9 protein-coding genes are annotated in these 14,836 nt (G+C 45.7%); 6 read left to right on the forward strand and 3 right to left on the reverse strand.

Going from position 1 to position 14,836, the window contains the following annotated elements; translation table 11 throughout:
• The first annotated feature begins 297 nt into the window (after positions 1-297).
• The 6 genes from ACG1BZ_RS16100 to rdgC all read left to right on the forward strand — a co-directional run bounded on the left by ACG1BZ_RS16100 (position 298) and on the right by rdgC (position 7,470).
• Positions 298-1,392: a hypothetical protein gene (locus tag ACG1BZ_RS16100; RefSeq protein ID WP_413662706.1), complete on the forward strand. Its 1,095-nt coding sequence runs from the start codon at positions 298-300 to the stop codon at positions 1,390-1,392.
• An 89-nt stretch (positions 1,393-1,481) separates the two neighbouring features.
• A complete protein-coding gene (locus ACG1BZ_RS16105; RefSeq protein WP_413662707.1) occupies positions 1,482-2,003 on the forward strand; it encodes a hypothetical protein in 522 nt (173 codons plus the stop codon).
• Positions 2,004-2,013: 10 nt separating this feature from the next.
• A complete protein-coding gene (locus tag ACG1BZ_RS16110) occupies positions 2,014-2,352 on the forward strand; it encodes a hypothetical protein (RefSeq protein ID WP_413662708.1) in 339 nt (112 codons plus the stop codon).
• Between the two features lie 283 nt (positions 2,353-2,635).
• Positions 2,636-4,993, forward strand: a complete 2,358-nt coding sequence (locus ACG1BZ_RS16115; protein WP_413662709.1) for a TonB-dependent receptor domain-containing protein — start codon at positions 2,636-2,638, stop codon at positions 4,991-4,993.
• Positions 4,994-5,165: 172 nt separating this feature from the next.
• Positions 5,166-6,290, forward strand: coding sequence for an alkaline phosphatase family protein (locus tag ACG1BZ_RS16120; protein ID WP_413662710.1), 1,125 nt, complete (start codon positions 5,166-5,168; stop codon positions 6,288-6,290).
• A gap of 187 nt (positions 6,291-6,477) precedes the next feature.
• A complete protein-coding gene (gene rdgC, locus ACG1BZ_RS16125) occupies positions 6,478-7,470 on the forward strand; it encodes a recombination-associated protein RdgC (RefSeq protein ID WP_413662711.1) in 993 nt (330 codons plus the stop codon).
• Between the two features lie 60 nt (positions 7,471-7,530).
• Here the strand turns inward: rdgC and gndA are convergent, their stop codons facing one another.
• The 3 genes from gndA to ACG1BZ_RS16140 form a co-directional block, all read right to left on the reverse strand.
• Positions 7,531-9,051: an NADP-dependent phosphogluconate dehydrogenase gene (gene gndA / locus ACG1BZ_RS16130; RefSeq protein WP_413662712.1), complete on the reverse strand. Its 1,521-nt coding sequence runs from the start codon at positions 9,049-9,051 to the stop codon at positions 7,531-7,533.
• A gap of 1,273 nt (positions 9,052-10,324) precedes the next feature.
• On the reverse strand, positions 10,325-13,312 hold the full coding sequence (locus ACG1BZ_RS16135) for a TonB-dependent receptor (RefSeq protein WP_413662713.1): 2,988 nt from the start codon (positions 13,310-13,312) through the stop codon (positions 10,325-10,327).
• A 318-nt stretch (positions 13,313-13,630) separates the two neighbouring features.
• Positions 13,631-14,146: an RNA polymerase sigma factor gene (locus ACG1BZ_RS16140; protein ID WP_413662714.1), complete on the reverse strand. Its 516-nt coding sequence runs from the start codon at positions 14,144-14,146 to the stop codon at positions 13,631-13,633.
• Positions 14,147-14,836: the final 690 nt, after the last annotated feature.

Consider the following 14,836-nt stretch of genomic DNA (forward strand, 5'->3'; position numbering starts at 1 on the left):
TTTGCTCTCCCAATCAATAAATCTTTTTCTTTTCTATATTTACATCTCGTTTTGTATCACATATAAATCGAGTAACACTCAGTTGACATGCACCTATATCCAATGTTCTTCGGTTAGTATAGAGCTGGCCATCGCACAAAATTTCACCGCTGAGATACACCGCAGCTAGCTACTGGCTAGCGTACTTATATATGGAAATACTCACTTACTGAAACGATTTTCACACAGAAAAAACAAAGGCCGTAGCAAACCTTGGCAGAAGGTTATATCTCCAGAATAGAGCCAATTGGAATAACAATGAGAAGAAGCTTAATTATGCTGGTGCCCGGACTGACACGAGTCACCAGCACCGCCCAACTGTCAGAGTTCACCGAGGGAATGATCGCAGCCAGTGAGCGTATGCCTCTCACTCAGATTTCTGATCCTACCGTCCCTGCCGGCATCAACCGCCTGAGGGTCAACGATAAACAGGAGCTTGATCTGGTTGAAGCTTACTGGAACGACTTGGTTCCTAGCATTACCCAGCAGAGCCTGAAAGTCCGCTTAGCCCGAGGCTTCTCCCTAATCTGGTTCTGGCTGGCCAATCTCCATATTTGGAAAGGGGTGCTTAAACGAAAGTACCTGACATTTGGTTTAACGCTTTCAGCATTAGCCTTTATTGTTTGGTACATTGGTACCATCATTTTGTTTGTCGAAGCTGTCGAGCCCACCAGTGACAGCCCGTTTTATCCCGCAGTACAACAGCTCAAGCAAGGTGTTGAGTATATAGGGGGCTGGCGGATCTGGCTGATTGCTACTGCCATTGTTGCCGTTATGCCGGTTGCCTTACTAGTAGATATTTCTGACTTTTGTAAGCGCTATCTCACCAATGAGCCGGCGGCCAAGGGCAAGCCTGCAGTCCGCTTTGAGATTATCCGACGAGTCAGGGAACAGCTCGAAAGCAGTATTAAACTATACGACTACGATTCCGTAACTATTGTCGGACATAGTTTTGGCAGTGTTGTTACTGTAGACCTTTTTGCCGATCTTCCGCAAATCGGTAAACCAATCCGTATCCTAACAATGGGGTCCCTAATCGAAGTTCTGGGCAAGCAAGCTCCTTGGCTGCAGAATGAAGTAGAACAACTGTCACAAAGAAAAGATCTAATCGAGTGGATTGATATCAAATCTCACTCAGACTGGTTTGCCAGTGGTTCTGCGGTCCCAGCACGTCACCACTGTTATGAGAGAATTATCGGGTCTTACGGTACTTTTCCGGACAAACTGGCAGCTCGAGTTCACTCCCGATATTTCGATAATCAGGAGGCTGTTCGCTTACTGCTGACTTACTTTGAAAAGGAAAATGATCCCAGTATTTCGCCGACCTCGCATGAGATTTTGGAACCGGTATAAATGGGTACCCAGACGAAAAAATTGGAAAGAACTGTATATCTCTCAGCCACCCTTTAGGCGGCTGAAAAGAGCCGAATTGAACTATTAAAATGAAAATTAAAGGGGGAGTTGTCATGATAAGGCAGCCAATAGCAATCTTTGCAGTTTTAGCCTTTCTTACCATTCTAGTTAGCGGATGCTCACAAATGGCGCCGCGCTATGATGCCGCGCTATACTCAGATTTAACCACTGTCAATGTAGAGATAATGGAATTTTTCTCTTCAGTTTCCAGTGGAACTAACAAAGATTCTTACTCAAAAAGAGATGAGAGATACCATGCATTGATCGGCAAAGTAGATGCGCTGGCTATGCAATCGAAAACCCGCCCTGCGCCTGAAAGTAAACTACTCAAAAAGATTAACAACTATTTGGAATCTTCTGGCAGGAATATTAGCTTTGAGCGGGAACCCCCCAGTGTTGCGTCACTGGAGAAAATTTCAGAGAGTTTGAACATGATGCGCACGGTAGATGAAGATAAGGGCCTAAACGCAACCGCTGTTTCTCTATTCAAAAATGAAATTGTTGTTTCCATGGACCAAGCACTCACCTATGAGTCTTTTCTGAATCGCTGAGGAAATTACTATGTCTATTGACGTTAACCAACTCGTTGCCGATATCAAAGGGGCAGCTTCTGCGGTAATCAACAGTGATATTTCTGAACTCAGGGGATTTTCCGAGCGCCAGTTATCCGCAATGGCTCAGCAAACAAAAATGATTGCTAAAGCAATTGCATCTGATGAAATATCTGGCGACCTGCAAGATTACTTTCTCGACTCCCTGGAGGATATGGCCAAGAACTTCGCCAACACTTTACGTGGACTCCTGTTAGTCACCATTGAGAAAGTCTGGAATGCAGTTCTGGGAGTTCTTTGGGGAACAATTGAAGCTTGCACCGGCATTTCCTTGAAAGCTGCTATCTGATTTCTGTTTAAATTGGGCTGGGGTAACTCAGCCCTCCCCCCTACACTCAATCAAGATTACTCACCGGATCACCCCCACTACTAAGGACACTATTCAGTCAGTCTGAAACAGCTCATGTTTCTGGCTCTCAGGATTTATTGAGCATTCACCAACGGGTAAAAAGAGTTTAACCCCCCTGTAAAGAATTATTCATCAAGACGCGTCAATGTACGCGCGCAAATAACCCAAGCCACTAACCAGGCTGGTTAACACTTGCTGAATCACTACAAACTGGGGTATCCCGATGAATACTAAAAAGACCTACCTGGCAGCCGCCATTTCAGTGGCCACAATAATGAGTGCCAGTCCCGTGACCGCTGAAGACCTCAGCAACGCACAAATTGAAGAAGTAATGGTTCTGGGCTCCGGTAGCACTTTTAACAGCAGCGAAGTATCTGAGGCAATGCGCAAGCAACAGTCCTCTATCACCAGCGTTAATGCATTGATCGATAACCTCCCCGGTGTCTCAGTCAATGAAGGAGATACTTACGGCTTTGACGACTGGTCAACCAATATCAGTATTCGCGGATTTACTAACAGCTTAGATGAACAGCAAATTGGCACCACCATCGATGGTATTCCCAATGGCGGTTCGAATTACGGTGGAGGCTCAAAAGCAAACCGCTTTGTTGATCCGGGTAATATCGGTTCAATAGAAGTATCACAGGGTACTTCAGATATCGCTTCACGTTCCCACGAAGCCCTGGGAGGCACTATTGATTATCGCACTGATGATCCTTTGGACACACAGCGCAGTCGAATAGAACTGTCCACAGGCGAATTTGATGCACAGAGAGTATATTTTCGCTATGACACTGGTATTTTTGCCGGGAACAGCAAAGCCTGGATCTCATACTCTAACCAGGAAGCGACCGACTGGATTACTGAAACTGCTGAGAATGAACGAGAGCACATCGCGGCAAAACTAGTGACCAGCTTGGAAGCTGGTACCATCAAGGCCTACCTATCTTACGACGATATCCACGAAGATAACTATCAACGAGTCTATTCGGACGCCCAATTTAAAGAGTACCCTGAAAACGATTTCCTTACCGGCAACTGGTCCGGTATTCCTTATATCGATCAACTTTATCGCCGTGGCTGGTCTACCTTGCGTGAGAACCTGCTGGCCTACACCCAGTTCGATTTTGACCTGACAGATTCATTCAATCTACAGGCCGGACTCTATTACCACAGCAACGAAGGCCGCGGGGACTGGGTGCCCCCTTACCTGGTTGATATTACAGATGACAGTGAACAGGGCGAGTCCGAGTTCCTCGGCGGCTCAACTGCCTACGGCGGTAGCCAGTCGGGCATCATTTATTTTGTTGATGCCAATGGCAATGCCCTTACTTACGATGAAACATGTACAGCGTCAGTCACCAATATCTATGGCGATTCAGGACCAGCCTACAATCCAGATTGCTATGCAGAGGGCGCCATACCCGCGATGTCTTATCGGCACACTCATTATGAGAAAGAGCGTGCCGGACTGACTCTAGACTTTACATATGCTACCACCATCGCCGGGTTAGACAATGAGCTGCGAGGCGGCCTCTGGTATGAAGACTCCACCCGTGACGAACACCGCGATTGGCACAAAATCATTGATGCAACTCAAGGTGCCAGTTTCAATTCAACACCCTATTGGGTGCAATACGACCGCAGTTACCCCTCCACCAGCACAAAGTGGTATTTACAGAACTCCCTGACCATCGACACTCTCACTTTGACACTGGGCGCCAAGCAGTTCTTTGTCGATGTTGAAAGGGAAGATCTGTTTCAGGAGTCTTCCGATGCAAGTGTTGACTCTGATTCAGATATCCTGCTCTCCGCCGGTTTGATTTGGGAAACACCCCTGGAAGGTGCAGAGCTGTTCACAGGCTACGCTGAAAACTTTAAGGCGATTGGAGACAGCGTATTAGAGCGGCCCGATTCAGATCTCGACAATATCGAACCGGAAACCTCAGAGACCACAGAGCTAGGGCTTCGCTATACCGCCGATAATTTCTCGGCAACTGCCACCTATTTTCAAAATGATTTTGAAAACCGGATCATTTTCCTGGATAACAATACTTCCGCAGGTAATAACTATTTGATAGGTACCAATGGGACCTATTTTAATGCCGGCGGAATCGAATCTGATGGTCTGGAACTTTTCCTGGACTACGATTTATCAGAAACTCTAAATCTCTATACATCCTATACCCTGCTGGACACTACCTATATTGGCTCAGGAAACTCAGCAGTAGATGAAACTCAAGGAATAACACCAGGGAATGACGTAGTCGGAATAGCTGATCAACTCTATGTGATTGGCCTGGATTGGAATTCTGAAATATTTTACGGTGGCATCTCCAGTAAGTTTACCGGAGATCGCTTTGTCGACTTAGACAATAGCTGGACAGCTGACTCCTATGTAGTTGTCGATGCCTACCTGGGCATGAATCTGGGAGAATTTAGCCCTGCACTACGGGGAGCCAACCTGAATTTAGTGATAAATAATTTACTGGATGAGGATTACTTAGGAACTGTCGTTTCTGGCGGTGCCTGGATAGGTGCTCCACGGACAGCCTCACTCTCTGCAACTATTGATTTCTAAGATTTTTTTGGCAGCCACACAATCGGCTGGAAATGCTAGCCGATTGTGCGTATGTTTAGTCAAGCAGTAGATTCAAAAATAAAGTGCAATAAATAATAAATATAGTCGAAAAATAATTTTGATTATTTGCGACAAATATAAATAATCCAAAAATATGCAAAGAGCTCTTTCAATGAACAAATTGACTACAGCAATCCTGCCCCTGTTTCTTTCTACTCAATCCCTTGCCGCAGACAACCTCGTATTAGTTACTATCGACGGCTTGCGCTGGCAGGAAGTGTTCTCCGGTTATGACCCTGAACTTCTCAACCACACAGAGTTCACTGAAAATAAACAAGACCTTATCAATCACTTTCACGGCGATTCACTCATCGAAAAACGTCAAAAATTATTGCCTTTTATCTGGCAAACAGTGGCTAAAGAAGGGGTTTTAATTGGCAATCGCGACAAGGGGTCTAAAGCACAAGTTACCAATAGCTGGTGGTTTTCCTATCCCGGTTACAATGAGATTTTAACCGGCTCCGCCGACCCCAAAATCAATAGTAACGACCCAACTCCCAATGCCAATACTACCTTTCTCGAGTGGCTAAACAGCAAATCTGAGTACAAAGGCCAAATCGCTGCATTCGGTAGCTGGGGGGTATTCTCCTCGATACTTAATCGTGATCGCAGTGGTATTTACATTAACGCGGGGCTGGAAGCTGCCGATTGGCCAAAATTGAGCCAAAGAGCAGGGTTTCTCAATGATTTGCAGGGGCAACTGCCGGTTTTCTGGGAAAACGTGCGGCCCGATGCATTTACCTATGGATTTGCAAAAGAGTACTTAATTAGCAAAAAGCCCAAGGTAATGTACATTGCCCTAGGTGAAACTGACGATTTTGCCCACGATGAGGAATATCACCAGTATCTCCACTCCGCACATCGGAGCGACATGATACTCGCCAAACTCTGGCAGACACTGCAATCTCTTGATCAATACCGAGACAATACCAACCTACTCATTACTGTTGACCACGGGCGTGGCAACACCGCTGAATCCTGGCCCCACCACGCCAGTGGCCCTGCACTGACCCAATACTTCGGTAAAGAAGACCCCCCCCACAAAGCGGGTATACCCGGCTCCAATGAAATCTGGATTGCCGCACTGGGCCCAGACATTAAGGCCTTGGGAGAAGTATCCAGGGGAGAAGCTATTTTTCAGGATCAGATAGCCGCAACCGCACTACAACTGCTCGGCCATAAGTCAGAAGAGTTCTCGCAGGATAGTGGCAAAGCAATAGACAGTATTCTCAAATAAACCTTTGTTCAGCCAGGCCTGACAAGTTCGGCTGAACAAATTTTCACCGCCTTGGACCAGTAATATTCTGGAGCTTGATAACAACTTAAAGAACCCATCAATTAAGTGTTAACAGGCTCTAGCTGCCCCGCCCCGGTTTCCGCATAATGCAGGCCGCACTCGCAACTGAAAACAGATGGCCTGATGTATGTGGTTTAAAAACCTCCGTATTTATCGTTTGACGAAAGAATTTTCCCTGGATGCTGAAAAATTGAACGAATTGCTGGAGCCCCATGCATTTGTTCCCTGTGGCAGTCAGGACAGCACTCGCTATGGGTGGGTGCCTCCACTAGGGCGCCACGGCAGCCAGTTGGTGCACGCAACGAATGGCTACCTAATGGTCTGTGCTAAGAAGCAAGAAAAAGTGATTCCTGCTGCGGTAGTCAATGAGAAAGTTGAAGAGCTGGCACAAGCTATTTCTGAAAAAGAAGCCAGGCAGGTAGGTCGCAAGGAGCGGCAAAACCTTAAAGACGAGATTCTCCTTGAAATGCGCCCCAAGGCATTCGCTCGCTCCCGTCTGCAATATGCCTATATTGCACCTCAGGATGGTTGGGTAGTGGTTGACGCCTCTTCTGCCTCCGCCGCCGAGGAACTGCTGGAGAACCTCCGCGAGGCTATCAGTAGCCTTGCCGTGGTACCACTCTCCGCTAAGAACCTGCCTCAGCAAACGATGACCCACTGGCTCAGTGCCCCTGAAGCCCCCCTTCAATTCGATTTTGGCCACGAATGTGAGTTGCGCGATCCCAAAGACAGCGGCAGTGTTATCCGCTGTAAAAACCAGGACCTCTGTGCCGAGGAAATTCACAATCATTTGGTGGCCGGGCTACAAGTGCACAAGCTGGGGCTGACTTGGCGCGGGGGCGTTGAATTCCTGGTAGATGATCAGCTATCCCTTAAGCGTATCAAGTTCAGTGACGAGCTTCTGGATAAAGCCGATAGTGCCGATGCAGAAAGTGCAGCCCAGCGATTTGATGCAGATTTTGCGGTGATGACTCTGGAGATCTCAGCCCTGATCAAGGACTTGCTCTCCGCCTTCGGTGGCGTAAACACCGAGTCGGCTAGCGTTGAGGAACTGGTGGCCAAAGCCAGCCGCCAAGAGGCGGAGGCCCTGGCCAAAGAGGTAGAAGAGGTCGTTCTTTAGGGAACTCACATAGTGATGCGTACCTGAAAGGCACGTATCACCTGCCCCCTACCCCATCAATCAGATCTCAACCATTGGGCGGCCAGGTTCGGTCCACTGGACGTGGTACTTGCGCTGCTCAGGCTGGTCCACACGCGCAAAGGTATGGGCTCCAAAGAAATCACGCTGTCCTTGTAGCAGGTTCGCCGGCAGCGACTCGGTGCGGAAGGCATCGTAGTAATTGAGCGCCGATGACAGGGCCGGCACCGGAATACCATTCAGAGTGGCGCTCGCCACCGCTTGGCGCCAGTTGGCCTGGTGATCGGCAATCTGCTGGGTGAAGAAATCATCCAGTAGCAAGTTGGAAAGCTTGGAATCTCGATCGTAAGCATCACTAATAGATTGCAGGAACACTGCTCGAATGATGCAGCCTGCACGCCAAATTCTGGCAATTTCAGAGAAGTTCAACTGCCATCCCTGCTCCCGCGCAGCCAGCTTCATCAAATCGAAGCCCTGGGCGTAAACACAGATTTTTGCGCAGTAGAGAGCGTCGTGTAGCTGTGCAATCACCTCTTCCCGCTGCTCTGAAGCCACTGGTGTCAACTCAGGCCCTTGCAGCTTCTTCGCTGCGCGGGTGCGCAATACCTTCCGGGTAGATAATGAACGGGCGTAAACCGCTTCGGCAATACTCGGAGCCGGACAGCCCACTTCCAGACTGCTCATGGCTGTCCAGAGACCAGTACCTTTTTGCCCTGCTCGGTCGAGGATAACATCTACCAGCGGTTGTTCTGTCACGGAGTCCAAGGTAGAGAGCACTTCCGCACTGATATTGATCAGATAGCTGTTCAGCGGGCCTCGATTCCACTCGCGGAATACCTCTGCAATTTCCTCTGGGGCCATACCCAGCGCCGTGCGCATCACATGGTAGGCCTCACAGATCATCTGCATATCGGCATATTCAATACCGTTATGCACCATCTTCACATAGTGGCCTGAGCCTATCGGGCCGATATAAGCCGCACAGGGCTCACCTTCGCGAACCGGATTGCCAGGCTCAAAGCGTTCAATCGGCTGGCCGCTGGCTTTATCCACTTTGGCGGCAATAGCATGCCAAACTGGCTCAATACGACTCCAGGCATAACGGTCGCCGCTGGGCATCAGGGATGGCCCAAAACGAGCACCCACTTCGCCACCGGATACTGCGGTGGTGAAGAAGATCAATTTGCCTTCATACCGTTTAGCCCGCTCCACAGAGTCGGTCCACAGGCTATTACCAGTATCAACAACGATATCGTCAGCCTTTAAGCCCGCATCGAGTAACTTGCTGCATACATCATCAACGGGGTCTCCAGCCGGAACCGAGAGAATAATCAAGTGCGGGGCTTTAACCTTCGCCAACAGCTCTGTGTAAGAGTTGCAGGCTTCAACACGCGCAGGCTGATCTCCACGCTCTTTCTTGTCCTGCTCCAGCAGCGCATTCAGCCGGTTGTGATCCAAATCAAAGGCACAGACCCTATAGCCATTGTCGGCCAGGTTCAGGATCAGGTTCTTACCCATCACACCGGCGCCGATAAAGCCAATATCGCACTGTGAATCAGACATCAAGTTCTCCATATAAAGACAGGGGGCTTTCAAGGGCGCGGAGTATAGCAATATGAATCTGGAGCAGGGAGAGCAAAAACCAAACAAAATTGCCTTGAGGGCAGCAAATACAGCCTACAAGGTGTAGAAGCCGATAGCAGGTGGTCCGCTATGGGCAAATACTCCCGACCTGGCGCGCTTTATCTTTTGGTGCCAACCGGCAATTCAATTGCCTCGACACCAGAGCTCCATAAGTTATTTCAAGTCTCTGACGCTTTACAAAAAAACTTATAACGAACTGTAAGAGTAAGGACATATCCGCTCAATACTCTAATTGGGGAAATCGCTTCCGATGAGACTGAGCTTCCTCACAATAACGCAACCGGTTTCCCATGCACCGTAAGTGGCACTATCTTTACTAACCCACAATTCTCCATCACAACTACTTAATCTGCCTATAAATCCATTTTATCGATTAAATTGAATTTTTAACTAAATCAAGGCAAGTGAATTTTAATAAAGCGAAACCCATATTCTTTGGAAATTTGACTGAGAGGGATGACCTTGGACACCCTACTTAACTGAGCTTACTAACAAATGAAAGCCAACAATAAAATAAACCATAAAATACAATCAATCCATTATTTGGCCTTCCAGGATTTATCGTCGATACCTCGATACTGGAATTTCAACATTCGCTTCACTACAGCAAAGCGCAAAATAAAAGCTCTCAACCTTACTGAAAGCAAGAAGTAAACGATGAAAATAAATTGATTTTTTCAGCAAGATGGAACCTCACGATTTATCCTATAAGTGCATGAGCAATACCATGCTCATTAAAAATAGACCTATTAAGACGACAGCCGGTGAATATGCTGGAGACCTCATAAGATCATTGAATCAGTCAATGGAAAAACTACCTTCAACAGCGCCAAAACTCCCAGCACAGGTTCAGACAGCTAGAGGGAAATTAATAGTGTAATTTCAACAAGCTCTCATTTCACCTATACAGCCTCTAAGTCTATCCCGCCTTAATTAATAGCCCTAGATGCTAACAACACTAGCATTACGGAAACAGTTAACTTATATACCTGCCAACAATAATCAATGACTATTTTTGTAACCAAAAACTCATATGCAGTACGAAAACTGGCAGCGCCCCTAAAGCCAAGACCACTAGACTTCAGAAGACATCTATAAAAATGCAAAAAAAGGTTGGCAAGAAATCCTCTCACCAACCTACATATTCATTCAATCAAATCTAAACAATGAATCACAGATTTCACCGGATTAATCAAAACCCTTTACTAACACTTAAGCCAACAATACGAGGCTCTAATGTAAACACATTAGTAGTAAGACCTGAATCATCACTATTAGTGAACATATCAGTGATAGGCGCATCATCAAAAATATTCTTCACGTAGAGCTGCATATATAGATCAGAGTCAGGATTGCTGAGGCTAACTGAAGCATTGAGATTACTCCAAGCCTTCAAACGATCATACTCAGTATTATATACACGAGCATAACTTTCCGACTGACGGTAGTAATCTGCTCGTAGAGTTAAATCCCAATTCTCAATAGGAATCGTATGTTCCACTCCGAAATTAACGGTGAAACGTGGTGCGTTGGGTAACTCATTTCCACTTAAATCAGCAGCAAAACCACGCCCCCCATTAGGTGCATCGGTTAGCGGGTTGTAGGAATCAACTCCATAATTGATATCATGGCGCAATGCATCCGAGACTTCGATTTCTGGAGAGAATGAACCATACTGGGCGGAACCCGCACAAAGCGACCAAATAGCGAAAATATTAGGCGCTGCCATAACCGTTTCAACTAAATCCACAGGTGCAATACAGTTAGACGGCACCTGGATGCTAGGACGAACCAGTACCCAATCTTCATTGCCCTGAGTACGATCCATCACGTCAACAGATTCCTCTCCGTCTGCAATTCGGGTTTTTAGGTACCCTAAATTCATATCTATTCGTGTTGCATCTGTAAGCTGCCAAGCCAGCTCAAGCTCAAGCCCCATAGTTTCCGCATCAAAATTCTCATTGAGAGAAATTCTGTCAACAATTTGAGAGACTTGATAGTCGGTATAATCGTAGTAAAAGGCACTAGCATTAAGCGATAAGCTACCATCGAAAAGAATGTTCTTACTGCCAAACTCAATTGCGTTGACAAACTCCGGCTCAAAAGAATCTTCCAGGGGCTGAAACTGTACTATTGCTGGATCAACCTCGGCTCGGGGAGGGTTAGTACCACCACCTTTATAGCCGTGCGCAAAGGACATATAGAGCATAGTTTCATCCGTAAAGGGCAGATCCGTTCTCCAGTCCAAAACTGCACGCCCGGTGTACTCCTTCCAGTTCTGAGTAGCCGGATCACCTTCCGGATAGCCTCGATGGACAAGCCCCCCGGAGACTTCACCGGAGGAGACTTCCCCCGTTACCGGATCATAAAAAGTACCTAACAACAGCTGACTGGGTACTGGAGTAGAGCGCTTGCGATCATTTGTATAGCGAAGGCCGGTAGTTAGCTTTACATCATCATTAATTTGCCAATAAGTTTCACCAAATAATGCCCAAGAATTAACTTCCACCAAATTTCGGCTCAAGAAATAGTTATGTCCTTCCTCATCAATGTTTTCTATCGAATTAGGGTCAACATAAATACAATCTGAACCAACATTTACTTCTGGATCAGTACAGTTTTGAAATACTAAGTTGAAATTTTCATCGCGGTCGGCATTATATAGATATTGCGCCACCATACTAAATATATTATTGAATACAAAATAGTCATCTTGGGTTTTAAAGTCTAAATAGTTTGTGCCCACTGAAAAATTCCAAGGGCCATCGAAAGATGTCTGCAATCGGAATTCCTGGCTCCACTGTTTATTATCTGATCGACTAATATCAACCGCCAACAGTCCTTCAGAGGGTCCCAACTGTGGATCAGTAAAAACTCCCCCCGGTGTAGGTTCTAAATTACCCCCATCATTAAAGATGGGATCTGAAACATAACGATTATAATCTTGGGATGAATAGTAATCGTCCTTAGCATAAGTCGACTGAGAGTAAAATGTAAGAGAGTCTGTCAGGCCCCATTCGAAGTTCAGTTGCACTAAGTCATTCTCTGCGCGAAATACCGGATCATAACTGGTTTCAATTTTACGAAGATCACGTGACTGCGTTGAATTCGCATAAGGGTCAGTAAACCAGTCAATAACCTGGCCATAGCTCGTGACAATTAACCCGGTAGCCAAAACGCTCGCAAAACCCTGAGCATTGGGTACGCTGTAAGCGTCATCACTATAAATCGAGCTAGGCAGACAACCCTGACTAAAAAACACTGGCGTAAAGCCTGTTAGTTCAGTATCACCAATATGTGTTCGGCCTGGATCTTTTGTACAAAGTTGCTTGCCCGTGCGCGAGCGCCGATCATCTTCTTCAAAGTGCTGCCATATTAAATTGGCACTAAAGGATTCACTGGGTTCCCACTCAAAAATTGCACGAGTAGAATATAGATCGCGGTCATTAACATCGTTACCGGTATAAGTGTTGTAATCAAAACCATCACGCTTAGTCATGGCCCCGGAGAAACGCAACGCCATGGTCTCCCCCAATGGCATATTAAACATTCCGCTGGCGCGCTTGGTATTATAACTGCCCACCTCCGCCTTGATCTCAGAGGCAAACTCATCTCCAGGCATAATTGGCAACATATTAACTACGCCAGCTGTCGCGTTGCGGCCATAAAGTGTACCTTGGGGGCCACGCAAGACTTCAACCCGTTGCACATCAAAGAATTCTTGCTCAAATAATCGATTGCGAATTAAAGGAGTATTGTTGAAGCTCACAGCAACCGCCGGGTCCGAAGCAGCAGAAACAGCTTTAGTGCCTATACCGCGAATAGAGAAGTTATAGGTGCTGAAGTTGGATTTAGAAAAATTGGCATTTGGGACAGCTCGTAGCAACTCTTCCCCCCGCTCAATTTTAAGGTCATCCATACTGTCACCACTGAGTGCAGATACTGCAATGGGCACATCTTGAATACTCTCTTCAATCTTCTGCGCAGTAACCGTGATCTCCTCAATCACCTGTCTTGGGTGTTTACCTTCTTCACTCTCCTGGGCACTAGAAATGGTAGGAACAACTGCAAATGCCAAAGAGGCAACAATGGAGCTGTACCAGGGAGTAATTTGGCATGAATGTCCAGATTGATAAATCGCTTGTGCAATCAATGTTTTCTTTTTGACAGGTTTCATCATCACACTACGTCTCTCTTTATTGTCGGTATTATTGGGTTATTGACCTGATATAAACCTATTTCAGGCTCAACAACATTTAAGACGCGAGAGCTAAAAGAAAGGGGGGATAAAAAATAAACTTGATTTTTGGGGAGCTAAAGCAGAATTATTAACTAAATATTTAGGAAGCTGCAACAGTTAGAACTAAAAAGCCAAACCTCTGGCGTAGCGCTAGCAGAATCACTCACCAAAAAATTTCTAGTTGAGCTTGTTGTCCCGTTAGACATCTACTCGAAAAAAGGTCACAACCTACAGCACAATATGACCTATTTTGCGCCATCAAGGAGCTTCCTCTGCCACCTGCCTAACCTTGGTCAAAGCACGCTGTATTAACTCTTTAACCGAATCCTTAGAGATTCCCATTTGCTCCGCAATTGCTTGATAAGTCATTCCCTCAAAGCGATGATAGCGAAAAGCTGTACCAGCTCTTGGCGGCAATCCTAAAATAGCTTCCAGAACTCGGGTATAAGCCTGTATTCCCATCACCGTCCGTTCCGGACTAATCATGTAAGGGATATCGACTTTGTGATCAATAGAGTCATGTAACCCTCCACACCTAGACTTTTGACGCCTACCATGACTAATCAAAAGATTTCTTGCCATGGCATAAATGTAAATTCTTGGGTTTTCGATTTGCCCTCCATACTTTTTGATACGAATATATAACTGAATAAAAACCTCCTGAACTAGATCATCAACATCAGATAGATTAACTCGGGAAGAAAAGTAACGTTTCAAATCCAATCCATACTCACCAACCCACTGCGTCACATCATCCTGATATAAGTTTTCCATTTTTCTAGTAAACCATCTCGTGTGACCGACCGGTTTCCCTGAGCTTCTGGAAAATTTTGCAATACTTAGTACAAATTACAGAGGCTCTCTAGAGACAATGAACAAAACAAACCATCGATCAATTATTTTTTGGTCAAATTATTTTTGTAGTACAAAACCAGCCTTCTTTTCAAAATCGAGTATCAACTAGCTAAACCGATATAAGTCTTTAGTTTTACTAAAGTTAACTTCCCCTAAAAACACAGAGAGTAGACAAAAAACATACGATAAACGACCACCTCCAGTGACTGGAAAAAAGTAACGCCTAAATTACAAGCATAGAGAGGTATTACTATGAACTTCAGCGCCTAAAGGCTAATCAAATCGTAGACTATTAACCTTCAAAAGGAGGGAAAATAAAAGAGGGGAAAATGGAACAAGTACTTGGATAATTGTAGATATGAAAAAGTTACATTACGAAATATAAAAATAGAATTACTTACTTCTTCCGTTTTTGTAGTAGTAAAGTAGATTTTTACACTTCCACAGAAACATTGAGAGCTTCATACTCTTTATCTTATTACAAAAAAAATTGCTATCTTTTGAATAAATCTTATGCGAACAGTTTTCAAGATGAATCATTTCTATATGCTAGAGTACTTTCCTGACTTTTTGTTCACGCCGGCATAGTCGCAACTGGGAAAGAAAATG

Source organism: Microbulbifer sp. CNSA002 (assembly GCF_047324085.1).
GTDB lineage: Bacteria > Pseudomonadota > Gammaproteobacteria > Pseudomonadales > Cellvibrionaceae > Microbulbifer.

Coding starts and splice junctions, on each gene's coding strand:
- gndA (WP_413662712.1), bottom strand. CDS start 9,051: ATGTCTGATTCACAGTGCGATATTGGCTTTATCGGCGCCGGTGTGATG.
- ACG1BZ_RS16120 (WP_413662710.1), top strand. CDS start 5,166: ATGAACAAATTGACTACAGCAATCCTGCCCCTGTTTCTTTCTACTCAA.
- ACG1BZ_RS16115 (WP_413662709.1), top strand. CDS start 2,636: ATGAATACTAAAAAGACCTACCTGGCAGCCGCCATTTCAGTGGCCACA.
- ACG1BZ_RS16110 (WP_413662708.1), top strand. CDS start 2,014: ATGTCTATTGACGTTAACCAACTCGTTGCCGATATCAAAGGGGCAGCT.
- rdgC (WP_413662711.1), top strand. CDS start 6,478: ATGTGGTTTAAAAACCTCCGTATTTATCGTTTGACGAAAGAATTTTCC.
- ACG1BZ_RS16105 (WP_413662707.1), top strand. CDS start 1,482: ATGAAAATTAAAGGGGGAGTTGTCATGATAAGGCAGCCAATAGCAATC.
- ACG1BZ_RS16100 (WP_413662706.1), top strand. CDS start 298: ATGAGAAGAAGCTTAATTATGCTGGTGCCCGGACTGACACGAGTCACC.
- ACG1BZ_RS16135 (WP_413662713.1), bottom strand. CDS start 13,312: ATGATGAAACCTGTCAAAAAGAAAACATTGATTGCACAAGCGATTTAT.
- ACG1BZ_RS16140 (WP_413662714.1), bottom strand. CDS start 14,146: ATGGAAAACTTATATCAGGATGATGTGACGCAGTGGGTTGGTGAGTAT.